The organism is Gammaproteobacteria bacterium, from assembly GCA_013214945.1.
Lineage (GTDB): Bacteria > Pseudomonadota > Gammaproteobacteria > Enterobacterales > Psychrobiaceae > Psychrobium.
In genome coordinates this window covers 144,009-168,844 of record JABSRT010000005.1, presented here as the reverse complement: position 1 = coordinate 168,844, position 24,836 = coordinate 144,009, and the positions used below count along the sequence as shown (strand labels likewise).

At 43.4% G+C, this 24,836-nt stretch carries 25 protein-coding genes; 15 read left to right on the top strand and 10 right to left on the bottom strand.

The window, feature by feature from the left end; all coding sequences use genetic code 11:
• Nucleotides 1–59: 59 nt before the first annotated feature.
• Nucleotides 60–1,109, bottom strand: a complete 1,050-nt coding sequence (locus HRU23_05100) for a Gfo/Idh/MocA family oxidoreductase (GenBank protein ID NRA53501.1) — start codon at nt 1,107–1,109, stop codon at nt 60–62.
• 261 nt (nt 1,110–1,370) lie between these two features.
• Here HRU23_05100 and rsmG point away from each other — a divergent pair, with 261 nt between their 5' ends.
• The 13 genes from rsmG (at nt 1,371) to HRU23_05035 (ending at nt 12,180) form a co-directional block, all read left to right on the top strand.
• On the top strand, nt 1,371–2,015 hold the full coding sequence (gene rsmG, locus HRU23_05095; protein NRA53500.1) for a 16S rRNA (guanine(527)-N(7))-methyltransferase RsmG: 645 nt from the start codon (nt 1,371–1,373) through the stop codon (nt 2,013–2,015).
• Between the two features lie 5 nt (nt 2,016–2,020).
• Nucleotides 2,021–2,833, top strand: a complete 813-nt coding sequence (locus tag HRU23_05090) for a ParA family protein (protein ID NRA53499.1) — start codon at nt 2,021–2,023, stop codon at nt 2,831–2,833.
• 127 nt (nt 2,834–2,960) lie between these two features.
• Nucleotides 2,961–3,887, top strand: coding sequence for a ParB/RepB/Spo0J family partition protein (locus tag HRU23_05085; protein ID NRA53498.1), 927 nt, complete (start codon nt 2,961–2,963; stop codon nt 3,885–3,887).
• Nucleotides 3,888–4,124: 237 nt separating this feature from the next.
• Complete coding sequence (locus HRU23_05080) at nt 4,125–4,517, top strand: ATP synthase subunit I (GenBank protein ID NRA53497.1); 393 nt, start codon at nt 4,125–4,127, stop codon at nt 4,515–4,517.
• Between the two features lie 3 nt (nt 4,518–4,520).
• Complete coding sequence (gene atpB, locus HRU23_05075; GenBank protein ID NRA53496.1) at nt 4,521–5,312, top strand: F0F1 ATP synthase subunit A; 792 nt, start codon at nt 4,521–4,523, stop codon at nt 5,310–5,312.
• 107 nt (nt 5,313–5,419) lie between these two features.
• Entirely contained in the window at nt 5,420–5,677 is a 258-nt protein-coding gene (gene atpE, locus HRU23_05070; GenBank protein NRA53495.1) for a F0F1 ATP synthase subunit C, read from the top strand.
• 35 nt (nt 5,678–5,712) lie between these two features.
• Complete coding sequence (atpF, locus tag HRU23_05065) at nt 5,713–6,183, top strand: F0F1 ATP synthase subunit B (GenBank protein ID NRA53494.1); 471 nt, start codon at nt 5,713–5,715, stop codon at nt 6,181–6,183.
• Between the two features lie 15 nt (nt 6,184–6,198).
• Nucleotides 6,199–6,732, top strand: coding sequence for a F0F1 ATP synthase subunit delta (gene atpH, locus HRU23_05060; protein NRA53493.1), 534 nt, complete (start codon nt 6,199–6,201; stop codon nt 6,730–6,732).
• 14 nt (nt 6,733–6,746) lie between these two features.
• Nucleotides 6,747–8,288 (top strand): F0F1 ATP synthase subunit alpha, encoded by a 1,542-nt coding sequence (gene atpA, locus HRU23_05055; protein ID NRA53492.1) that lies wholly within the window; start codon nt 6,747–6,749, stop codon nt 8,286–8,288.
• A gap of 72 nt (nt 8,289–8,360) precedes the next feature.
• Nucleotides 8,361–9,227, top strand: coding sequence for a F0F1 ATP synthase subunit gamma (atpG, locus tag HRU23_05050; protein NRA53491.1), 867 nt, complete (start codon nt 8,361–8,363; stop codon nt 9,225–9,227).
• Between the two features lie 31 nt (nt 9,228–9,258).
• Nucleotides 9,259–10,641 carry a F0F1 ATP synthase subunit beta gene (gene atpD / locus HRU23_05045; protein NRA53490.1) on the top strand — a complete coding sequence of 461 codons (1,383 nt, stop codon included), beginning with the start codon at nt 9,259–9,261 and terminating at the stop codon, nt 10,639–10,641.
• Between the two features lie 33 nt (nt 10,642–10,674).
• On the top strand, nt 10,675–11,100 hold the full coding sequence (atpC, locus tag HRU23_05040; protein NRA53489.1) for a F0F1 ATP synthase subunit epsilon: 426 nt from the start codon (nt 10,675–10,677) through the stop codon (nt 11,098–11,100).
• A 324-nt stretch (nt 11,101–11,424) separates the two neighbouring features.
• A complete protein-coding gene (locus HRU23_05035) occupies nt 11,425–12,180 on the top strand; it encodes a M48 family metallopeptidase (GenBank protein ID NRA53488.1) in 756 nt (251 codons plus the stop codon).
• Between the two features lie 85 nt (nt 12,181–12,265).
• Here HRU23_05035 and HRU23_05030 read toward each other — a convergent pair whose 3' ends face one another.
• The 3 genes from HRU23_05030 to HRU23_05020 form a co-directional block, all read right to left on the bottom strand.
• A complete protein-coding gene (locus HRU23_05030) occupies nt 12,266–13,297 on the bottom strand; it encodes a GGDEF domain-containing protein (protein ID NRA53487.1) in 1,032 nt (343 codons plus the stop codon).
• Nucleotides 13,298–13,458: 161 nt separating this feature from the next.
• Entirely contained in the window at nt 13,459–14,301 is an 843-nt protein-coding gene (locus tag HRU23_05025) for a 23S rRNA (adenine(2030)-N(6))-methyltransferase RlmJ (GenBank protein NRA53486.1), read from the bottom strand.
• 135 nt (nt 14,302–14,436) lie between these two features.
• Nucleotides 14,437–15,291, bottom strand: a complete 855-nt coding sequence (locus HRU23_05020; protein NRA53485.1) for an alpha/beta hydrolase — start codon at nt 15,289–15,291, stop codon at nt 14,437–14,439.
• Nucleotides 15,292–15,336: 45 nt separating this feature from the next.
• Between HRU23_05020 and HRU23_05015 the strand changes: the two genes are divergently transcribed.
• Entirely contained in the window at nt 15,337–16,257 is a 921-nt protein-coding gene (locus HRU23_05015) for an alpha/beta fold hydrolase (protein ID NRA53484.1), read from the top strand.
• Between the two features lie 10 nt (nt 16,258–16,267).
• Here the strand turns inward: HRU23_05015 and HRU23_05010 are convergent, their stop codons facing one another.
• Entirely contained in the window at nt 16,268–18,028 is a 1,761-nt protein-coding gene (locus HRU23_05010) for a GGDEF domain-containing protein (GenBank protein NRA53483.1), read from the bottom strand.
• Nucleotides 18,029–18,231: 203 nt separating this feature from the next.
• Here HRU23_05010 and HRU23_05005 point away from each other — a divergent pair, with 203 nt between their 5' ends.
• Nucleotides 18,232–18,591, top strand: a complete 360-nt coding sequence (locus HRU23_05005) for a hypothetical protein (GenBank protein ID NRA53482.1) — start codon at nt 18,232–18,234, stop codon at nt 18,589–18,591.
• Between the two features lie 64 nt (nt 18,592–18,655).
• Here the strand turns inward: HRU23_05005 and HRU23_05000 are convergent, their stop codons facing one another.
• The 5 genes from HRU23_05000 to HRU23_04980 all read right to left on the bottom strand — a co-directional run bounded on the left by HRU23_05000 (nt 18,656) and on the right by HRU23_04980 (nt 24,829).
• On the bottom strand, nt 18,656–19,633 hold the full coding sequence (locus tag HRU23_05000) for a carbohydrate kinase (GenBank protein NRA53481.1): 978 nt from the start codon (nt 19,631–19,633) through the stop codon (nt 18,656–18,658).
• Between the two features lie 4 nt (nt 19,634–19,637).
• The gene (gene pgi / locus HRU23_04995; GenBank protein NRA53480.1) at nt 19,638–21,281 is read right to left on the bottom strand and encodes a glucose-6-phosphate isomerase; all 1,644 of its coding nucleotides are present in this window, start codon (nt 21,279–21,281) and stop codon (nt 19,638–19,640) included.
• A gap of 20 nt (nt 21,282–21,301) precedes the next feature.
• Nucleotides 21,302–22,762: a mannitol dehydrogenase family protein gene (locus HRU23_04990; GenBank protein ID NRA53479.1), complete on the bottom strand. Its 1,461-nt coding sequence runs from the start codon at nt 22,760–22,762 to the stop codon at nt 21,302–21,304.
• Between the two features lie 116 nt (nt 22,763–22,878).
• Nucleotides 22,879–23,982 carry a sn-glycerol-3-phosphate ABC transporter ATP-binding protein UgpC gene (gene ugpC, locus HRU23_04985; protein NRA53478.1) on the bottom strand — a complete coding sequence of 368 codons (1,104 nt, stop codon included), beginning with the start codon at nt 23,980–23,982 and terminating at the stop codon, nt 22,879–22,881.
• Between the two features lie 13 nt (nt 23,983–23,995).
• Entirely contained in the window at nt 23,996–24,829 is an 834-nt protein-coding gene (locus HRU23_04980) for a carbohydrate ABC transporter permease (protein NRA53477.1), read from the bottom strand.
• Between the last annotated feature and the right edge of the window lie 7 nt (nt 24,830–24,836).

Genomic DNA, 24,836 nt, shown 5'->3' with positions numbered 1-24,836 from the left:
AGCTGAGCCACAAAAATTGTCTTCAACAATTTCTCAACCCTAAAGGGGGGGCTCGTCGGTTAAAGCGATATAACTTGCTTGCGGGCGCTTGATTGATAAGCCGCGGTGATTATCGATATCACATCAATCGCATGTTTCTGGGCAGCGGGAGCCGCCGTGTTTTTAGTAATCGACTGATATAATTGATTATAAAACTCAGGGTAATTGCCTCGTGGCGAAGGCCACAGTGTCTCTTTGGAGAAATTTTCAGTGCAACTATATAGCGAGCCCCAATCATCAATTGATTCTTTGCCGTAGTTTTTGTCGCGAGGCGAAATATTATTTTTTAGTTGGCGGTGTTGGTGATCGACCCCTTGCTTGATGTAACTGCCGTTATCACCATGAATGAAGTAGCGCGGACCTGTGTGCTTGATTAACGAGTTACAGCGCAATTCAACATTAAGTTTGGGGTATATTAAGCGCAGATAAAAAGCGTCTGGTGCTTTGGCATTTTTCCTCATGGTGCTGATATCAGCGAAAATACTGCAAGGTTTGCCAAATAAGGTTAACGCTTGAATAATTAAATTGGGTGCTAATTCCCATACTGCACCGCCGTAGTCAGGGTTGTCGCGCCAATTATTTAATACCTGCGGCCAGTATCGGTTAACTTGAGCTGCATAACTGTGAATGTTGCCTAACGTGTGGTCGGTGATCAGCTTGGTAATAGCGAGAAAGTCACCATCGAATAATCTGTTATGGAAAGTTGAGAGTATCTTTTTGTTTTTTTTAGCCAGTAACTCAAGACTGAAGATTTGAGCCGACTCAAGTGCAATAGGCTTTTCGACTACCACATGTTTACCTGCCTCAAGCGCTAGACGAGCGTAGTAGTAATGGCTGTCATTGGGCGTGGCGACAATGACTAAATCGATCGAGGGGTCCGATATAATCTGTGCTGGCGTTCGCTGAGCTGTACCAGCGGGTAGATGGCGACTTTGTGACGATGACTTGGTTGCAATGGCGTCGAGTGAAAAGTGAGGGCTGTCGATCAACAGTGGCGCATGTAAGTGTTTGCCCGATGAGCCAAAACCAATAATACCTGTCGATATATTTTTTCCAGTTTTAGATCGCATACGCTTCCATCGTTATTATTTTTGAGTTATTGAGGCTAACGCCTTTTGTTCTGGTGAGCTTTGATCCCAATCAAGATGCTGGCAACGAAGTAAGTTGTGCAATGTTTTATGAGGCAAAAGTATCAGTTATTGGCCAGAAGGCGCATTGCCTAAGGCTAATAGCTGATTAACTAATTACGGGACTTTGCAATATCGTCCTTGGCTCAGTGGCTAATTCATTATAAAATTGCCTCCTTAACCATTTTTTATAGGTCTTTATTTGTGTTAGCAGAAAAATTACAGCAGCTGATTGTCGCCAGTGACGTCAATGTTAGCGATGAGCATCAGAGCCAACTGGTCAAACTGGTTGCCTTATTAAACAAATGGAACAAAGCCTATAACCTGACCTCGGTACGCGACCCACAAGAAATGCTGGTCAAGCATATTATGGACAGCATTGTGGTATCGCCATTGCTGGAAGGTCAGTGCTTTATTGATGTTGGCACCGGCCCTGGTTTGCCGGGCCTGCCGTTAGCGATTATTAACCCCGACAAACAATTTTTTCTACTCGACAGTCTCGGCAAGCGAATTAGCTTTATTAAGCAAGCTGTCTATGAGTTGGGACTAACCAATGTCACCCCAATTTTGTCGCGAGTTGAAGAGTTTCAACCAGATAATTCACAGTGGCCACAGGCGGGCTTTGACGGTGTTTTAAGCCGGGCATTTGCCTCGCTGGACGATATGCTCGATTGGTGTCATCATCTACCCCATGAAGAAGGTAAATTCTACGCTTTAAAAGGAGTGGTTCCCAATGAGGAACTAACTCGATTACGCAGTGGATTGGAATTGCAGCAAGTACATCAACTGATGATTCCAGAGCTAGAAGGCGAACGTCATCTGGTGATTGTAAAACAAACTAAGGGATAAAGATTGTGGCCAGAGTTATAGCAGTTGCGAATCAAAAAGGTGGGGTTGGTAAAACGACCACCGCAGTTAACTTAGCGGCCTCGTTAGCGGCGACTCGTCGCAAAGTGCTATTAATCGATCTCGATCCACAGGGCAATGCCACCATGGGCAGCGGGGTTGATAAATACGAAGTGCCAATGACCGTTTACGACTTACTGGTCGATGAAAAACCGATCGAAGAGGTGATGGTCAAAAACACCGCTGGAAAATATGATTTAGTGGCGGCCAATGCCGATGTTACTGCCGCTGAAATTAAACTCATGGAATTTTTTGCCCGTGAAGTACGGCTTAAAAATAGCCTCAAGCCTATTCTTGATCAATACGACTATATTTTTATCGATTGCCCACCTGCGCTGAACTTACTCACCGTCAATGCAATGTCGGCAGCTGACAGCGTGTTAGTGCCAATGCAGTGTGAGTATTACGCGCTCGAGGGCTTAACGGCCTTGGTTGATACCATTGGCAAGTTAGCAGCAGTGGTTAACCCTGATTTAGTGATTGAGGGTATTTTACGAACCATGTATGACCCACGCAACCGCTTGGCCAATGATGTGTCCGATCAGCTTAAATTACATTTCGGTGATAAGGTTTATCGCACCGTGATCCCACGTAATGTTCGCTTAGCCGAAGCGCCAAGTTTTGGTGCACCGGTGATGTATTACGATAAATCTTCTACTGGCGCTAAAGCCTATTTAGCCCTAGCTGGTGAAATACTGCGTCGGGCTGAACAGGAACCATCAGAACCGGCTAATGAGGCTAGTGAGCCTTTAGCCTCATAACAAGTTATTTGTGGTTGTCGAGTTAAGCCGTCAGTTGGCGCTCATGTTAGCGTCGTTAGCTGACATCAATAAAGTGCTTGCGGCGAGTAAGAAACAAATATTTAGACGGACTTAAAAAGAGTACAAGATGTCATTAAAAAAAAGAGGTCTGGGCAAAGGTCTAGATGCATTATTAAGTACCAGTGTTACCGCACGTTCTAAGCAAGTTGCAACCGATAAAGCCCACGAAGTTGTTCCGGTGGCCCCCCCAGCCAATGAATTACAGCAACTAGCGATTGAATTTTTAAGCCCCGGCCAATTTCAGCCGCGCAAAGACATGGCGCCTGACGCCCTTGATGATCTGGCCAGTTCAATTAGAGCCCAGGGTATTATCCAGCCGATTATCGTCCGAGAAATAAAAAATGGCAGCGCTGATAAAAATGGTAAACGTTATGAAATTATCGCGGGTGAGCGTCGTTGGCGCGCCGCTCAGTTAGCGGGTTTAACCGATGTTCCTTGTTTGGTTAAAGACGTTGATAATCGCTCAACGGTAGCCATTGCCTTGATTGAAAACATTCAACGCGAAGATTTGAACGCGATGGAAGAGGCGGTTGCGCTTGATCGTTTGATTAATGAATTTGAACTAACTCATCAGCAAGTCGCCGATGAAGTCGGTAAATCACGGGCAACCGTGAGTAATTTGTTACGTTTAAACACCTTAAATGGCGACGTTAAATTACTGTTAGAACGTGGCGATATTGATATGGGCCATGCCCGTGCGTTACTAGGACTTTCAGGTGAAGCGCAAAGCGATAATGCCCGCGCAGTTGCTGCAAAAAATTTGACTGTGCGTGAAACTGAACGTTTGGTGCAGAAAGTATTGAAAGGTGTACCTGAAAAAGTTGCGAAAATAATTGATCCTGATATCGCGAGTTTACAGCAGCGGATAAGTGAGAAATTAGGCGCAAAAGTAGCAATTAATCATAATACTAAAGGCAAAGGTAAAATGGTTATTTCATATACAAATCTAGAAGAGTTAGAGGGGATTATTAGCCATCTACAGCTGCCCCAATAAGTGAATGGCCATTCGTTAAATTGCTGTTACTAGTGTTTTGACGAAAAAGGAACACTAAATAGGGGGGTAATTCCTTCTTTAGTCTGATGTTGCACACTTTTGTACCAGATTTAGCCCGATTCGGTTGCATTATCAACCAGAAAACGTATACTTCCGCATGCTTTTTTCGGCGCGATTTTTTGAGTGATATTCATTATCATTCAACCACTAAAGTAAGCAGGTTGCGGAGTAAATAAATTGGTTAATAGATTAGCTAAGCGTGGGCGGTCAACAGCTTACAAGTTGATTGGCATGCAAACACTGGCTGTGTTATTGGCTTCATTTGTTTTTTTCCTGACAATGGGGTTTCAAGCAGGTTTCTCTGCCATTTGTGGCGGTGTTATCTCTATATTCCCTAATTTTGTCTTTGCTACCTTAGCTTTTCGCAATGCCGGAGCGAGCGCAGCAAAAGAAGTCCTTATCGATTTCTTTCGCGGCGAAGCACTCAAGCTGGTTTTAGTGATAGTGCTGTTTTGGGTGGTGTTTAATCTACTGGATGTGATTTATTTGCCACTATTCGTTACATACGTTATGGCAATAGTACTCCACTGGTTATCACCATTAATTTTTAAATCCGAAAAAGTGGGATAAAAGATGTCTGCATCCGTACAAGGTGAAGCCCTCACTCCTGGTAGTTATATCAGCCATCACCTCCATAACTGGACGGTGGGTGATACAAGTACTTTTTGGCATGTAAATGCCGATTCACTACTTTTTTCTGTTGGTTTAGGTCTAGTTTTTATCATGTTATTCTGGAGCGTTGCCCGTAAAGCAACTTCTGGCGTACCGGGTAAACTACAGTGTTTTATCGAAATCGTTGTTGAATTCGTTGATGGCACAGTAAAAGACACCTTTCATGGTAAAAGCTCGTTAATTGCTCCTCTTGCATTAACCATTTTCGTCTGGATTATCCTGATGAACACAATGGATTTAATTCCAGTTGATTGGTTGCCTCAGGCAGCTAATATGGCAACTGGTCAAGATGTCTATTTACGCGTTGTACCAACCACAGATCCTAATATCGCGTTAGCGATGTCATTTAGTGTCTTTTTCTTAATGATCTTTTACAGCATCAAGATTAAAGGTATTGGCGGTTTCGTAAGAGAACTGACCATGCAACCTTTTAATCACTGGGCATTTATTCCAGTGAATCTTGTGATGGAATTGGTCAGCTTAATCGCTAAGCCTGTTTCTCTTGGTTTGCGTTTATTTGGAAACATGTACGCTGGTGAAATGATCTTTATGTTGATTGCACTTGTTGGTGTTGGTCAGCTACCACTACATTTTATATGGGCAGTGTTCCATATTATGGTAGTAGTTTTGCAAGCCTTTATCTTTATGATGTTAACCATCGTTTATTTAAGTATGGCTCACGAAGATCATTAATTGATTTGACGTTTTTGGCGTGATGACTACATGGCATCACTTCGAAGACTTAAAACAATAAATTACAAATTTTAACTTTTATATTTTAAAACTATCTGGAGAAACTAATGGAAACAATCCTAGGATTTACAGCTATCGCTGTTGCACTACTAATCGGTCTTGGCGCACTTGGTACAGCTATCGGCTTCGGTCTTTTAGGTGGCAAATTTTTAGAAGGCGCTGCGCGTCAACCTGAAATGGCACCTATGCTTCAAGTTAAAATGTTCATCGTTGCTGGTCTTATCGATGCGATCGCTATGATCGGTGTTGGTATTGCTATGTACATGCTGTTCACCAACCCACTTGGCGCGATGTTAAACGGTTAATAGCTGATCTCTTTTAACAAACTAGGAGAGACGTTATGAATCTTAACGCAACCCTTTTAGGTCAATCAATTGCATTTGCAGTGTTCGTTATATTTTGTATGAAATATATCTGGCCACCACTAATGAGTGCTATTGAAGATCGCCAAGCGAAAATCGCTGACGGTCTGGCCTCTGCTGAACGCGCAACAAAAGACTTAGAACTGGCTCAAAGCAAAGCAACTGATCAATTGAAAGATGCTAAAGCTGAAGCTGCTGCTATTGTTGATGCTGCTAACAAGCGCAAAGCACAAATTGTTGATGAAGCTAAAACTGCTGCTATCACTGAACGCGATAAAATTATCGCTTCTGGTTATGCTGAAGTTGAAGCCGAACGTAATCGTGCGAAAGAAGAACTTCGCCAGAAAGTTGCTGTATTAGCAATTGCTGGTGCTGAGAAGATTCTTGAGCGCTCAATCGATCAAGCTGCTGCGAACGATATAGTTGAAAAACTTGTCGGCGAGCTTTAATAGGAGAATTGAGTAATGGCTGATTTAATTACCATCGCTCGTCCCTATGCGAAAGCAGCTTTCGATTTTGCCGTTGAGAAAAACGACGTAGACCAGTGGTTAGAAATGATCACATTTATCGGTCAAGTAGCATCTAATGCTGACGTTGTGAAATTGCTTAAAGCTACTACTGCTTCAAATGAAGCAGCTGACTTGATGATCAAGTTAGGCGGCGAGCAACTTAACGAAAATGGTCATAACTTGATTAAAGTTTTGGCTCAAAATGAACGTTTATTGGTACTTCCTGAAGTTTCAGTATTATTTGCTCAGTACTTTAACGAGTACAACAAGCAAGTAGAAGCAGACATTATTTCTGCTACTGAACTGAGTGACGCACAACAAGCCGATTTGGCTGCGTCATTGGAAAAGCGTTTAGCTCGCAAAGTGAAGCTAAATGTAAGTATTGATAAATCTCTGGTTGCTGGCGTAGTTATTCGTGTAGGAGATCTGTTAATTGACGGATCAGTACGCGGAAAACTAGATCGTCTTAGCAGCCAGCTGCAATCGTAATTGGGGATTAGAGCATGCAACTAAATTCCACTGAGATCAGTGATCTGATCAAACAACGTATCGAACAATTCGAAGTTGTTAGTGAAGCTCGTAACGAAGGTACTATCGTTTCTGTAAGCGACGGTATCTTACGCATCAACGGCCTAGCGGACGTGATGCAAGGCGAGATGATTGAATTACCAGGTGACCGCTACGCGATCGCGCTTAACCTTGAGCGTGATTCTGTAGGCGCGGTTGTTATGGGCCCATACGCAGATCTTGCTGAAGGCGTAAAAGTAAAGTCTACTGGTCGTATTCTTGAAGTACCAGTTGGTCGTGGTTTACTAGGTCGTGTTGTAAACACCCTTGGTGCTCCAATCGATGGTAAAGGTGCTCTTGAGCATGACGGTTATTCAGCAGTAGAAGTAATTGCTCCTGGTGTAATCGAACGTCAATCAGTTGACCAGCCAGTACAAACTGGTATTAAAGCAATCGATACGATGATTCCTGTTGGCCGTGGCCAGCGTGAACTAATCATCGGTGACCGTCAAACTGGTAAGACTGCTATCGCAATCGACGCTATTATTGCTCAGAAAGATTCTGGCATTAAGTGTGTTTACGTAGCTATCGGCCAGAAAAACTCTACTATTTCGAACGTTGTTCGTAAATTAGAAGAGCACGGCGCGCTTGCAAACACTATCGTTGTTGTTGCATCTGCAGCTGAAGCGGCGGCATTACAATATCTTGCACCATACTCTGGTTGTGCGATGGGTGAATACTTCCGTGACCGCGGTGAAGACGCACTGATCATCTATGATGATTTGACTAAGCAAGCTGTTGCTTACCGTCAAATTTCATTGTTACTTCGTCGTCCTCCGGGCCGTGAAGCATACCCAGGTGACGTTTTCTATCTTCACAGTCGTCTGCTTGAACGTGCATCTCGTGTAAACGCAGATTACGTTGAAAAGTTCACCAAAGGTGCTGTGAAAGGTAAGACTGGTTCTTTAACCGCTCTTCCAATCATTGAAACCCAAGCTGGTGATGTTTCGGCATTCGTACCTACTAACGTAATTTCGATTACCGATGGTCAGATCTTCTTAGAAACTGACTTGTTTAACTCTGGCCTACGTCCAGCAGTTAACCCTGGTATTTCGGTATCTCGTGTTGGTGGTGCTGCTCAAACTAAGATCATCAAGAAGCTTTCTGGCGGTATCCGTACTGCACTAGCTCAGTATCGTGAACTTGCAGCATTTGCTCAGTTCTCATCTGATCTAGATGACGCGACTCGCGCTCAACTTGAGCACGGTCAACGCGTTACAGAACTTATGAAGCAGAAGCAATACGCTCCAATGAGCGTTGCCCAGCAAGCGGTAGTTATTTTCGCTGCTGAAAAAGGCTTCCTAAAAGATGTTGAAATCAAGAAAATTGTTGATTTTGAAGCGTCTCTGCTTGCATATGCTGACAGCGAAGGTCGCGAGTTAATGGCTAAGATTAACGTTAAAGGCGATTACAACGCTGACATCGAATCTGAGCTTAAAGCTTTGCTTGACCAATTCGTAGCAACTCAAACTTGGTAAGCTACTTACAAGTAGTTTAACCGAGTCGGTTTCGGGTGCTGGTAACAGCACCTATCTAACTGGAGAGAAGAGATGGCAGGCGGAAAAGAGATAAAAAGCAAGATCGCGAGTGTTAAAAATACTCAGAAGATCACCAGCGCGATGGAAATGGTTGCAGCAAGTAAAATGCGCCGTGCCCAAGAGCGCATGGCTGCATCTCGTCCATATGCGACGAACATGCGTTCAGTGATCGGTCATATTGCAGAAGGCAGCTTGGAATATCGTCATCCTTATATGGACGAACGAGACGTCAAGCGCGTAGGTTACATTGTCATTTCGAGTGACCGTGGCCTATGTGGTGGTCTGAACATTAACTTGTTTAAACAGACGATGAAAGATGCGGCGAACTGGTCTACTAAAGGTGCAGAAATTGATTTTGCATTAATTGGTAGCAAAGCAGTCAGCTTCTTTAATAGCTTTGGTAATGGCAATGTTATTGCACAAACTTCAGGTTTGGGTGATAAGCCGTCACTAAAAGAGCTAATCGGTAATGTTCAGGTAATGCTTAACGCATACGACGAAGGTAAATTGGACCGTTTATATGTTGTTTACAACAAGTTTGTAAATACCATGGTTCAAACACCAACGATCGATCAATTATTACCTTTGCCAAAGCAAGAGGCAGAGTCAGAGAAATCTCATCATTGGGATTACCTCTACGAACCAGACGCAAAAGAGCTGTTAGATACACTTCTTGTGCGCTACGTAGAGTCTCAGGTTTATCAAGGTGTGGTAGAAAACGTGGCCTGTGAAATGGCATCACGTATGGTAGCGATGAAATCTGCTACCGATAACGCATCTGATATGATCGACGATTTGCAACTTGTTTACAACAAAGCACGTCAAGCAAGCATCACTCAAGAATTGGGTGAAATTGTCGCTGGCGCAGCTGCGGTTTAGGCTTAGATTTAATAAACTTAGAGGATATATCATGAGTTTAGGTAAAGTGATCCAGGTAATCGGCGCTGTTGTGGATGTTGAATTTCCACAAGACGCAGTACCAAAGGTATATGACGCACTAAAAGTAACTAATGAAGGTTACAACTTAGTGTTAGAAGTTCAGCAGCAGCTGGGCGGTGGCGTAGTTCGTACTATCGCCATGGGTTCATCTGACGGTTTACGTCGTGGACTAAATGTAGAAAACTCTGGTCGTCCAATTATGGTACCAGTAGGTGTTAAGACACTTGGTCGTATCATGAACGTACTAGGTGAGCCAATCGATGAGGCTGGTCCTATCGGTGAAGAAGAGCGTTGGGAAATCCACCGCGAAGCTCCTACTTACGAAGAGCAAGCTAACTCTAACGATTTGTTAGAAACGGGTATCAAAGTAATCGATCTAGTTTGTCCATTCGCTAAGGGTGGTAAAGTAGGTTTATTCGGTGGTGCTGGTGTTGGTAAAACTGTAAACATGATGGAATTGATCCGTAACATCGCGATCGAGCACTCTGGTTACTCAGTATTTGCTGGTGTTGGTGAGCGTACTCGTGAGGGTAACGATTTCTACCATGAAATGAACGAATCTAACGTACTTGATAAAGTATCGTTAGTTTACGGTCAGATGAACGAGCCTCCAGGTAACCGTTTACGCGTAGCGTTAACTGGTCTTACTATGGCTGAAAAATTCCGTGATGAAGGTCTAGACGTACTTTTATTCATCGATAACATCTACCGTTATACACTTGCGGGAACTGAAGTGTCTGCACTTCTTGGTCGTATGCCATCAGCAGTAGGCTACCAGCCAACACTTGCTGAAGAAATGGGTGTATTACAAGAGCGTATCACTTCTACTAAGAAGGGTTCTATCACTTCAATCCAAGCGGTATACGTACCTGCGGATGATTTGACCGATCCGTCTCCAGCAACAACCTTTGCTCACTTAGATGCAACAGTTGTACTTTCTCGTGACATCGCTTCTCGTGGTATTTACCCGGCAATCGATCCACTAGACTCTACTTCTCGTCAGCTTGATCCACTCGTTGTTGGTCAAGAGCACTATGACGTAGCACAAGGCGTTAAGTTGACTCTTCAGCGTTACAAAGAGCTGAAAGACATCATTGCGATCCTTGGTATGGACGAACTATCTGAAGAAGATAAGCAGTCTGTAACCCGTGCTCGTAAGATTGAGCGTTTCTTGTCTCAACCTTTCTTCGTAGCTGAAATCTTTACTGGTGCAACTGGTAAATACGTTTCACTAAAAGATACTATCGCTGGATTCAAAGGCATTTTAGCTGGCGATTACGACAACCTACCTGAACAAGCGTTCTACATGGTTGGTAGTATCGACGAAGCTGTTGAGAAAGCAACTAAGCTTTAATTACTTAATTGGTTAAAGCTTTAGGAGAATAGTATGGCTGCTATGACTGTACAGCTTGATGTAGTAAGCGCAGAAGAAAGTATTTTTTCTGGCCGTGTTGAATCAGTTCAAGTAACTGGTGAAGCGGGCGAACTAGGCATTATGCCTGGGCACGCACCGCTGCTAACAAGCATCAAGCCTGGCATGGTACGCCTAGTGAAACAGAACGGAGAGGAAGAAATTATCTTCCTTTCTGGCGGAATCTTAGAGATTCAACCAAATGCGGTTAACATCCTTGCTGATGTTGCTATCCGTGGTGGTGATCTTGACGAGAACGCAGCTGAAGAAGCTAAGCGCCTTGCTGAAGAAAACATAAACAATGCCTCTGGCGGTATGGATTATGCCGAAGCGGCTGCACAACTAGCTAACGCTGTTGCTCAGTTACGTGTTCTGCAAATGGTTCGTAAGAAGCTTAAGTAATTTATTACTTAACATTGTTATGTTAATAAAAAGCACCTTCGGGTGCTTTTTTTATGCCTGTAATAAACTCAGCCCTCCCGCTACTACAATCGCCCACCTGATCCTAATTAATTTTCTGCCTAGATAACAACAGCATAAGCTGAGTGTGATTTGAATAATTATCGTTTAGTGCTTGTTATTTGAGTGATTTACGTGCAGTCTAGTGGCCAATATTTCTACTGGTTGTATAAATGCCCCACGTTTTTTGGACAATTAGTATTAAAAATGAAAATAAACCGTTATTGGATAACCAGTAACATATCAATTATAAACAAGGAACGTACTATGAATGTAAATCAATTTCGCCACCCCAAAGAAAGTGTCTACCGTGCCATTTGTGTCATCGTTGGCATCTTAATCTGGATCCCGCTGTTTTTTGCTATCGCGATCTTTTTACCCGTGATTGCTTTTTCGTTATGGATTACTCAGAAGTTTTTTGAGGCCTCGGTATATGGCAATGCAATACATGTTAATGAAGGTCAGTTTCCGGCCCTGCATAATATTAAAGTTGAATTATCTGAAAAATTGGGATTAAAGGATGTGCCTGAATTTTTTATTATTAATTCAGAAGGCACCATGAATGCTATCGCGATTAAATTCCTTAATAAAAAGTTTGTACTAATGTACAGCTCACTAATCGATTTACTAAAAACAGATGATAACAAAAGCATCGAGATGGTATTAGCTCATGAGCTTGCTCATCATGCTGCAGGTCATACTGGTTTTTGGTTAAACCTAGTCATGAAGCCAGCAATGTTTGTACCATTCTTAGGAAGTGCCTACAGCCGTGCCTGTGAGCTAACAGCAGACCGCATTGCTTATAGCTTAGTAGCAGATGTCGACGTCGCTACTACCGCGCTAATTAAGCTTGCTTGTGGTAGCGATAAGTTAGGTAAAGAACTTGATATGCAGACCTTTGTTGAGCAAGAAGCACGAGTACCATCTTTAGCCGGTTTTATTAATGAAATTTATTCTAGTCATACACGCATGACCAAGCGAGTAGAACATATTTCGGCGTTTTCAAGAGAGCAAAAAGCTTAAATTATTCTCTAGTCTTACTTATTTTTATAAGTGACAAAAAGCGCCTGCGGGCGCTTTTTTATTGGCTAGTGATTATTCAGGCCAGCTATTTAATGGCGATGAAATTATCTCGTGAGGCAGCTATTACCTTATTTCGGCCCTGTTTTTTTGCCCGATACAAGCAAGAATCAGCGAGCTTTAACCATTGTGCTGACGACATGCCTGGGCTTAATTCAGCCACGCCTACGCTGACAGTTATTTGCTGTTCACCTTGATTGACATTCATTTGTGCCAGAGTCTTACGTAAGTTCTCTGCAATAATTAATGCTTGTTTACTGTTGGTATGATCGAGCAAGATCAAAAAATCTTCACCGCCGAGCCGAAAAATCGTATCGGTTTTTCTGACATGAATAAACAGCGTGTTTACCAACTGCTGCAAAACAAGATCACCAATATCATGGCCATGCTGATCGTTTATTTTTTTAAAGAAATCTATATCGATTAACAAAATAGCGCTAGTGACTTGGTTACGGTCATTTTGTTGAATTTTCTGACCTAAAATCAAATCCATATGTCGGCGGTTAAAAGCACCCGTTAATGGATCGGTAATCGAATGAGTAAGCAGCTGTTGCTGTAAAGAATGAATTGTTAGCACAATCGCATTACCTAAAATCATCGTCGCAACCGTCGAACCAAGATACCTTAACGTCATCGCCAATTCATGATTAATAAATAACATCAATGAAATGGGTAATACGATCAGCGTATTACATAAGTTTGCCATTCGCAGCGGGGTTAAAAAATATATCGCGACTAATACCTGATAAGTCCAAAGAATCGGCAGCGGACCAATATAATAGACTGCTAATACTAAGGCGAGCCCTAACGTTACGATAATTAGATGAAAGGAAATTGGTGAGGGCTTATTTAATAGCGCGTAGCAAAACATCAGATTGTAACTAAACAAAAATAATAACTGCGCTGTTGCGAGCACCAAGTTGTCATGGCTAAACCAGTAATAGGTTAACGGCACGAGATATAGGTTAAGCAATACTGCAAAAATTTTAAGAAAGGTATTTTGTCTTAAGGCTAAAGAGCCCTCGAGCGATATTTCTCTAGGTAATTTTGAGCTAATCATCTATTGGCATTCTTGCTTGAAAAATAACATTAAATCTATCTTGGTATTGAATAATAATGTTTTCAAACGTAGCGATAAATAAACTGACAATAGGGTGTGAAAAGGAGTTACTTTGGGTGACAGGGCGGCTCAATAGCCACCACTGTCATCAGGGAATATTGTTATTCTTCAACGAGCCATTCAAGGGTAAAATGCGCGCTGTTATCTTGTTTAAGTTGCTTGGTTAGCCACGGCAATAATTCTCGCATTTGTTGTTCTAACTTCCAGGGTGGGTTAACAATGATCATGCCAGAGCCTGTCATACCAAACTCGTTAGTATCACCTTTGACACACAACTCAATACGCAGTATTTTCTTAATGCCTTGCTCAGAAAATTTCTGACAAAAACGCTCAACTTGAGCGCGTGAAACCACTGGGTACCATAAAGCGTAAATACCCGTTGCAAAACGGCGGTGTGATTCAACAATACCTTTAATGGCGTCATCGTGTTCAGTCTTTAATTCATAAGGCGGATCTATCAATACCAAAGCACGGCGTTGTGCTGGCGGCATCGCGCCTTTTAAGCCTTTGTAACCATCGATTTGCTGAATTCTTACTTTGCGCTGACCAGCAAACTCTTGTCTAAGCAGCTCAATATCGGTTGGGTGCAATTCAGTTAATTCAAGTCGGTTTTGTTGTTCCATTAGCTGCCATGCAACCATCGGTGAACCTGGGTAGTAAGTTAAATCGCCATTTGGATTCAACGCTTCAATGGTGTCGATGTACGGCTGCATTAAGTCCGGTATATCATCACGGTGCCACAGTCGCGCAATACCTTCTTTGTATTCGCCGGTTTTTTCGCTTTTAGCATCTCTCAAATCATAACGTCCAGCGGCTGAATGAGTATCGTGATAAACGAACGGCGTCGGTTTTTGTTTCAGAGATTCAATGATTAATGATTGAACAGTGTGTTTTAACACATCAGCAAAATTGCCCGCGTGAAAACTGTGGCGATAACTTAGCATAACAAACCTTTATAATGGCAATAGCAGAAGCCCCCGTGACGATGTTACTAAGCCAAGCGGCGGGCATTTGCTTTATTATACCTGTCATTGGGGGTAAATCGAGAGCCGTGAGCGCTTAACCCGAGATGTTTGAACTTAGTCGAGAAAATCCAAAATAGCATGCGCGACCGCTTTAGGTGCTTCGAGCGGTAATAAGTGATGCTGGCCTTTAAATTCGATGTATTTATTGTAAGGTAATATCTTTTGCCATTTTTGCCAGTTGCTTGCGCTCAAAAACTCTGACTTTTCTCCTCGCAGCCCTAATACTGGTAATTCAAGCTGCTTCAACTGGCGCCAAGCCCGTGGTGGATTTTGATAAAACCATGCTTCCCAAGCCTTGGGGTAACTTAAACACCATTGATTCTCATCAGATTTAGTGGCACCGACAATATATTGCCATAACGCCGGATCGCTGAGTTGTTTAAAAGCTCTTTTGGGGCGATGGAAGTCGAATGCATGTTGCAGGCTTGGCCACTGATCTGGTCGGTTAAGAGTTTTTGAGACTAATTTTAAACGTTTTTTGATGGTACTAGGCAGCAGATTAGCAATTTCAACCGTGGCGCTATTGAGAAATATAGGTTCAATGAATACTACTTTATCAAACAGTTCTGGCGCGCTATTAACCACCTTTAATACCACGATACAGCCCATCGAGTGACCAATTGCGGTAATTTTTTGCCCTGTTTCTTGATACCTGGCACGAGCAAAGGCTAAAAAGTCTTGCTCAAGCAGTGGCCATTGATCTCGGGCATTCGGATCTGTCTCGTCCCAACAAGGGCGTGATAGTGGCGCGAAAATGGTGTAACCCATTAATTGTTCAAGCAGAGGGAGGTAGCAGTGACTTGGATAACCATTGGCATGGACAAACAAACAAGGCTTACTGCCCTGCGTTAGCTTGAGGTAAGGGATCTTGGTTTGTTGGCAAATGGATGTGTTTTCAATATTTTGCATAGTCTGTCATTATAGGTAGCAAATGGAAAAGGAAAAGACCCCGTTGTGATTCAACTTGATCGCTGGCTAGAAAACTTACAACAAAATCAATTCAATGGCACGAACAATGTCAGAATTAATTATGCAATGATGCTGCAGCCGCAACCATCACCGGCGGTAATTGTGTCTAATGGCCGGATTGAAAGCTATTTAAAATATAGTGAGCTAGCGACCGAGCTTTATCAATTGGGCTATAGCGTGTATCTGTATGATCATCGAGGGCAAGGGTTGTCACAACGCTTGGCACAAGATGCTCAGCTGGGGCACCTCGATGACTTTAATCACTATATTGCCGATTTGGATATGCTAATTAACCAAGTTGTCTTGCCTGCGCGGCATACTCGCCATATTTTATTAGGTCATTCGATGGGCGCTGCTATTGCTGCACGTTATGTGCAAACCTGCGATCATTCAATCGAACAGTTAATCTTAGCCAGTCCGATGTTTGGCATTGAACTGCCGATGCCGATTGCCGCAGTACGGTTTGTGACCCAGTTAGCTAAGTTCTATGCGGCTAAAATAAGTGACCAACCAAGTTATGTGTTAGGAGGCCAGCCTTATAGTGTTCGGCCATTCGCTGGTAATAACCTAACGCAGTGTCCGCTGCGTTATCAAGATTTTCGCACCGTTTATGACAGGTTCCCGCAAATTCAGCTCGGCGCGCCTTCTAATTTGTGGTTAACCGAAGCGATAACAGCGGCGGACTTGTGTGTCGAGCAAGCGGCTAAAATCACCATTGCGACCTTATTGTTGCAAGCTGGTGACGACACTATTGTAAAAAATAGCGATCAAGATACTTTTGCAGCTCACATGCAGCCAGATTTAATTACATTGGTGACCATCAAGGCGGCCCGCCATGAATTGTTTTTTGAACTTGACTGTTATCGTCAGTCAGTGATGGCCGAGTTAACCAAATTTATTCGATAAAGCTGTGAGTTTATGCACTTTTTTCTGCCATTATTAGTGCGCTGCTTTGTTGGTGTCGTCGACAATAAAATAGGCTATTACCTTTAATTTTTTTAGCCTGTTTCTTGGCTTCACTGGCCTGATGAGATATTTCGACATGAGACCTAAAGCAGTAAACATCGGGTGATACGACGCCAATAGATAAACTGACTAACTCGAAAAATAGCTGTTCGCCATTACGGCTAGTCGCAAGGTACCCTTGATTATCGATTGCCTTGCGATCAAAAAACTGTAACGTTTGTTGTTTGAAATCCGCCAAGATATTTTTACATATCGCTTGCGAATTACCATGTTTAAATAAAATGATAAAATCATCACCACCGATATGGCCGACAAAAATATCGTTGCGGCGGCAATTAGAGCAAATAATTTGCGCCAATAATTTCAGTAATAAATCACCGACTGCATAACCGTAAACATCATTAAAAGGTTTAAAGTGGTCGACATCAACATAGGCTAGTTGAAAAGACTGTTGTTGGGCGAGCAGGTAATCAATTTCTTTTTCAATCGGCACGTTGCCAGGCAGCATAGTTAACGGGTTAGCGTAACGGGCATTTTCAATTTTAACCTCCGTTATTCGGCGCAGCAGCTCGCGGCTTGAAGCTATGCCAAGATACTTTTCATGCGATGTAATGATGAAATATTGGCTAAACTCTTCATCATTACGCTGAGTAATAAAAAGACTGGCTTGGTCTAATGATGTTAATTGGTCTAAAACTACTGGCTTAAGATCCATAAATTCGTCAATATTTTTACCTGCTAACAGTGCGTGGCCATAAATATCTGAGAAGCGTTCCATTAGTTGATGACGGTTAACTAAACCAACCGGGATCTGGTTCTGTAATACTGGAATACATTGAATTTTCGGATTAGCGACTAAGATTTTATAGAGGGTGCCAATTTTTTCAGTAATATCACAAGTGGAGGACGAACTTGCTAGCTGTTTGATCGTGTCAGCACTATTATTATGTTGATATGATGTTGGCTTTTCGACCTCAATACTCGGGAATACCTTGGTTGGAACAACGGCAGGTTTGGCCAATAAAAAACCTTGCGCGTAAACCATGCCCAGTTCACACAATAATTCAAACTCCTCCTTGCACTCAATGCCTTCGGCGATAACTCTGGTGCTAGTTGCTTTGCCTAAGTCAAAAATAGTCCGTAGAAATTCACGTTTGACGATATCTAGATGGCAGCCATCGACAAAATAGCGATCAATTTTGACAATGTCGGGGCGTAAATAGGACCACTCTTTTAAGCCAGCATAACCGGTCCCTAAATCATCAATAGCGACCGAAAATCCGTAATTACGATACCTTGCTAAGGCTTGATGTAATAACTCTGAAGAGAAAATTGGGTATTGTTCACTGATCTCGATAATGACCCGATCGCAGGACAGGCCGACCTTATTAACAATTTTTAATAACTCACCGTGCGGGTGTTTGGGATCAGTTAATAACATTGGACTGACATTAAGAAATAATTTGCCAGACAATTTCTGAGCGGCGAAACGCTCAATCGCGAGATTTCGGGTCAGCAACTCAAGTTGCGACAAGCATCCGCACTGGGTCGCAACTTCAAATAACCGACTCGCAGAGTATAGAGGTGAGTCCTGTGGCCCACGAGACAGCGCTTCGTAGCCAATAATTTCTTGTAACTCGACATCAAAAATTGGCTGGAATAATGTCGTTATTTGTTGATAGTTTAAAATTTCATGTAAGAGGTTATGCACGGCAAGCCCTTGTGTTAATGGACATTAGTTAAGTTGTTTAGAATTTAGTGGTTAAAAATGACAGTTTGATTACATCCCGGTGATAGTTTTAAGACTGTTGGTTCATAAGGTGCTGTCGTTGCTTGCAACGGTCATTATTGCTATATACTAATGGCTACTTCAACGGGGCTTAGAGTGAGCGCTTAAAAACAAGGAAACTATTGATGTCATTACAACCGCCAGAGCGCTATCAATCAATGAGCGCATATGATGAAGCGGCTAAAACTCATGCCTTAATCGCTTATGGCCTGATGGTAGCAGGGCTGTTTACCGGTATTTTATGGGTGGTAGGACTGGTATGGGCCATGCTTAAAAAAGAGGATGCCCGCGACAGTATTTTTTACGATCATTATCAAAATATTATTTCGACTTTCTTATGGAGCCTTGGGCTGTGGGTGGTTGGTTCGATTTTAGTTTGGGTGTTTTTTGGCTGGTTTATTTTGCTTGGGGTGTGGGTGTGGGCTATTTACCGCCTGTTAAAAGGCTTGGCCCGAATTACAGCTAACCAAAGTTTCCGAGATTGAAACTGATATTTAAACATGCCCTAGGCTGTGGGTCTAAATCACAGCACTAGGGTGTCAGGTCGGTCTAGCTCGCTTTTAAAGCGACTAGATCGGCCTGGGTTGCCAGTGAGGTAAATGCACCTTGATGCGTAACCGCATGAGCGCCACAGCTGCAACCAAAGTTTAGCATTGTCTCAAGCGCTGCAATATCAGCAGTAACTGCTGTCAGTCCTTTTTTAGAGACATTATGCTCGGCTAACGCATATAGGAAACCACCCATAAAGGCATCGCCAGCGGCGGTGCTGTCAACCATTTTCACTTTAGGTGGGGTAATCTTGCCTTCACCCGACTGAGTGTAATAGTTCAGTGAATTGCCGCCATCGGTAACCAAAATTAACGCCACGCCAGCCGCTAGCATCTCTTTAAGTACTTGCTCTCTGGTTTGATTGCGACACAAGAAATCGAGCTCTTCAACACAAACCTTAATGATGTCCGATTGCTTGATGCACTGCCAAATCAGCTCAAACGGATCACGGCCAGTCGGCCACAGGTTAACGCGTAAGTTAACATCAAAACTAATCGTGAAACCGGCCGATTTTGCACGTTCAATGCCGGCCATTGTCGCGTTTTGAATGTTCACTTCAGTTAATGTGTTAGAGCAGTAATGAAAAATTCCTGACTCAGTAAACCACTCAGCTTTAAAGTCATCTGCTGTAAATAACAAATCAGCAGACGGGCTGCGATAAAACTCGAAACTTCTTTCACCTTCATCATCAAGCGAGACAAATGCTAGGGCAGTTTTAGCTTGATCTGTTTGCAATATATAGTCGGTGCGGACCTGTGCTTGCTCAAGCGACTCGCGCATGAAGTCGCCAAACATGTCTTGACCGATCTTGCCTGCAAAATAGCTACGTCCGCCAAGTTTACCAATCGCAGCAGCGACATTAGCTGGGGCACCGCCAGGGAATTTAATGAAGGCCTCAGGGCTATCTGAGTTTTTGTTGTCAATCTTAGTGGACAACATGTCCACCAAGGCTTCGCCGAAAGAAATTACTTTGTCCATCTGTTTAACCTTGCTTTGTAGTGGTTGATGATTGTGTTGTATCTGAGCTTGAATCACAGCGACCAAGGTGCTGCTTGACTATTTCTAGTAGGCCTTGAGTTGAGCCATCATAATCGGTGCTTTGCAGCTCAATATTACGACTAATTTCAGTCGCTAAGCGCTTACCTAATTGCACGCCCCATTGGTCGAACGAATTAATGTTCCAGATGGCGCCTTGCACAAATACTTTATGTTCATAAAGCGCAATTAGCGCCCCAAGATTATGCGGATTTAGTTCATCAAGCAACAGAACGTTGCTAGGGCGGTTGCCCGGGCAGCTCGTATAATCAAGTTTACCTGCTTTCACATCGCCGTTCATAAAGGCATTTGCCTGAGCTAACATATTGGTTAGTAATGCAAATTGGTGGTCTTTGTTTTCTTTATCGCAGGGTAATGAGGCAATAAAATCAATGGGTACAAAACGGGTGCCTTGATGCAGCAGCTGGAAAAAAGCGTGCTGACCATTCGAGCCAGTTTGACCCCAGATAATCGGGCCAGTCGTGTAATCTACCGGTTTACCGCTGCTGTCGACTGATTTACCATTGCTTTCCATGTCGAGCTGTTGCAAAAAAGAGGGCAGTTGATGCAATGCCTGATCATAAGGAATGATCGCTTGGGTCTCGGCGCCAAGGAAGTTGGTATTCCAAATCCCGATTAAGGCCATTAGCACCGGCATATTTTCACTTAAAGGTGCCTCAATAAAGTGCCGATCCATCGCATAGGCACCTTCAAGCAATTCAATGAAACCTTCATAACCAATGCTCAGTGCAATCGGCAGACCAATGCTTGACCATAACGAGTAACGGCCACCGACCCAAGCCCAAAATTCAAAGATATTGTCTCGGTTAATTCCAAATTCCAACGCCGCGAGTTTATTGGTTGAGACTGCGACAAAGTGTTGGCCTATTTGGGCCTCGGTCCGACCCGTGCTTTGCATAAACCAGCGCTTGGCGCTATTGGCGTTAAGCAAGGTTTCTTGGGTTGAAAAAGTTTTAGTTGAGACAATGAACAAAGTTGTTTCTGGATCTAGCCCGCTGAGCACTTTTTTAATGTGCAAACCGTCGACGTTGGAAACAAAATGAAATTTAAGCTCTGGATGTTTGTAATTGAGTAACGCGCGGCACACCATGTTGGGGCCAAGATCTGAGCCGCCAATGCCAATATTGACAATATGCTTGATCGGCTTGCCTGAATAACCAAACCAATTACCGCTGCGAACCTGATCACTGAATGCTTTTAGTTTATCTAAGCCATTCCTAATATCCGGCATTACATCTTGACCATTAACGATGACCGGTTCATTGCCACGGTTACGTAAGGCCATGTGTAACACAGGACGTTTTTCAGTAACATTAATAATGTCGCCGGCCAGCATTTGAGCGCGGCGTTGACGCAATGGCGAGTGTTCCGCCAGTTGCACAAGGGAATCAAGAACTTCTTTAGTTATCTTATTCTTGGAATAGTCCAGAAAAAGCCCGCCGAAACGCAAGCTCATGTCATTAAAGCGTTGCGGCTCGGCGGTAAAATAGTCGGCAATGCGATCGTCGCTATTTTTTTTAGCGAGAGTCTCTAGCTTGTGCCAAGAGGCCGACTTTGTAAGTTCGTACATGGTACTTCCCTGATTAGTAGTTACGTTACATCCAGTGCTTCAAGGCTAACCATGACACCAAATGATTCTATTTTCATTACCGCTCGCTCGAATGCATCAACAAAGCGGTCCGAATTAATTAATTCATGACCAAAAATATCATGTAGATTGAGAAAATTATCCGTTAATTCTAGCGGCTCGCTGACTGCGTCTTTAAGTCGCTGCGCCATCGGATCCTTTATGTTATCAAGATCTTGGCTGTTAATATACAACGCCCAGCTTGCGATGATCAAGGCTACTCGCTCTAACGGCCGATCTTGCTTAATCAATTGATTAATTGTAGGCACCAGAAATTTAGGAATTTTGCTTGAGCCATCCATGCAAAGACGGCTTAATTGGTCTGCCATCTTTTGATTCGAAAAGCGTTGAATCAAGGTTTGTTTGTATTGTTCAAGATTAACCCCTGGAATTTCATCCAAGATTGGGGAAACATCTTTATCCATAAAGTGTTGAATAAAAGTATTAAATCCTGATTCGTTCATCACTTCGTTGGTCGAGTTATAACCGGCTAAGTCACCTAGGTAACCCATCGCTGAATGGCTAGCGTTAAGCAAACCAATTTTCATGCCTTCATAAGGGGTGACATCTTGCGTAAATTGAACACCGACCTGTTCCCAAGGTGGGCGGCCGTTACAAAAATTATCTTCTAGTACCCACTGAATAAAAGGTTCGCAAATTACTGGCCATTGATCTTCAATGCCATAATTATCTGTTAACCATTTACTGTGTTCAGGGGTGGTCATCGGGGTAATACGATCAACCATGCTATTGGGAAAACTAACGTGCTGTTCAATCCAGGCACCTAACTCAGCATCTCTTTTATTAGCAAAAGCAAGCAGTGCTTTACGGGCAACGTCACCATTATGTGGCAGGTTATCGCAAGACATTACCGTAAATGGCTTTTGTGCTAGCGCTTTACGTTGTGCTAATGCTTCGGTCAAATAACCAAATACTGTGCGAGGCTCGGTCGGATGTTCTAAATCATGGATAATATCTGGGTTGTTTAGATCAAACAGGCCAGTATTGTCGTCAACGTTATAACCACCTTCGGTAATGGTTAATGACACAATGCGAACGAGTGGGCAGGTTAGCTTGTCGATTACCGCTGTCGGGTTATCAGGCGCAAATAGAAATTTGGTGATGGCACCAATTACGCTAACAGCCGTTTCTTGCTGATGATCGAGTTCCATCACCGTATAGAGATGGTCTTGATCGGCTAATATTTGCTGCATCTTTTGATCGCTATCGCGTAAACCTACGCCGCAGATAGCCCAACCTTGGCAGCCACTTTCGAGCAAACGCTCGGTATAAACGGCTTGATGAGCACGATGAAAACCACCGACCCCGATATGAACGATACCATGCTGGTCGTAATTACGAGGGTAGCTTGGTCGCGTTATCTGATTGTCTAGTTGGGGTAATGCACAATTGTTCAATTTCATAAATTTTACCTTGGAGTTCCCATTGGCCGCTATCAAAAAGTCACAACTCACCGACGCCAGTTTCTGAGCTACAGAAACTGGCGTGAGAGCGGATAAGGGGTTAGGAGCTTCTTTTGCTAAGCTGCTGCTCGGTTTAGTTTGTGAATGGTCTGGCCCTGTGCATCAAATAGATGACAATGCGATAGATCGAGGCTTAGGCTGACAGTGTCACCAAAGTTACAAGAGAAATCACCAGAGATCCGTACGGTAATTGCTTCTTTAGCGTCGGTTTTTACATAGCAGTACGTATCACTACCCAGATGTTCAGCAACATCAAGTACACCGCTGAAGTGGCCTTCATTGTCTTTGGTAATGTGAATATGTTCAGGTCGCACGCCCAGTGATACCTTGCTGCCATTGGCCAAGCCTGCACCAGATACCGGCACCTCAACAGTACAACCTGAATCAAGTTGTACCTTAACTCCGCCCTGAGCAGTACCAATGACTTGGCCTTCTAAAAAGCTCATTCTTGGCATGCCTAAAAATCCTGCGACAAATTTGTTAGCTGGGTGATGATAAAGCTCCATCGGCGAGCCAACTTGCTCGATCTGACCATGGTTCAGTACAACCACTTTGTCAGCTAGCGTCATGGCTTCAACCTGATCATGGGTTACGTAAATCATGGTGGCTTTAAGATCATGATGCAGGCGAGCTAGCTCTAGTCGCATCTGGATCCGCAGGGCGGCATCGAGGTTAGACAGTGGCTCATCAAACAGAAATACCTTAGGATGGCGCACAATTGAACGGCCAATGGCGACACGTTGGCGTTGACCACCAGACAAGTCTTTGGGTTTACGCTCAAGCAGTGGTTCTAACTCTAAAATACGAGCAGCATCCTCAACTTTATCATTGATCGTTTTTTTATCCAGACCCGCTAGTTCCAAGGCGAAAGACATGTTTTTACGTACCGACATATGTGGGTAAAGCGCATAACTTTGGAATACCATTGCCAAATCACGTTTGGCCGGGGCCAGTTCGGTGATCTCTTTACTGTCGAGAAATATTTTACCGCTCGACACTTCTTCTAAACCAGCAATTGAGCGCAGCAGTGTTGATTTTCCGCAGCCGGAAGGACCAACAAATACTACAAACTCGTTATCAGTAATCTCAAGGTTGATGCCTTTAAGTACTTCGACATTACCGTAAGATTTTTTTAGATTTTTTATTGTTAAATCAGCCATGTGACTACCTTAATTATTTAACTGCACCGAAAGACAAACCGCGAACCAACTGTTTTTGACTGACCCAGCCAAAAATTAGAATTGGCGCACAGGCCAACGTTGATACGGCCGACAACTTGGCCCAGAACAGTCCCTCAGGACTAGAATATGAAGCGACTAGCGCAGTAAGTGGTGCTGCTTCTGAAGCAGTTAGGTTGAGCGACCAAAAGGCTTCGTTCCAGCTGAGAATTAACGACAACAATACCGTCGACGCAAGTCCGCCTTTGCTCATTGGCAACAAAACGCGCCAGATTTCTTGCAACAGTGTTGCGCCGTCCATGCGGGCTGCCTCAAGAATGTCTTTAGGGATTTCCTTGAAATAGGTGTAAGCCATCCAGACCATAATCGGCAAGTTGATTAGGGTGTAAATAATTACTAGGCCGAGACGGGTGTCAAGTAAGCCCAAATCTCTAAACAGCAAGTAGATTGGTACTAGCACGCCAACTGGCGGCAGCATCTTGGTTGATAACATCCACAGTAAGGTTGACTTGGTGCGCTTAGTTTCAAAAAATGCCATTGAATAAGCCGCTGGTACCGCGATAAGCATGCCAATAATGGTTGAACCAAATGCCACTACTACTGAGTTCCAAGCGAAGTGAAAATAGTCACTGCGATCATTAATCGAAATGTAGTTTTCCAACGTCGGGCTAAATATCAGCTGAGGCGGAGAAGCAAATGCATCAATCTCCGTCTTAAAACTGGTTAGGATCATCCAGAAAATCGGGAAGAATATCGTCAGTGCCACTATCCAAGCCAGAGTGCCCATGGCAATCGTTTGAATGCGTCGACGTTGTTTGAGGTTTAACATAAAATCA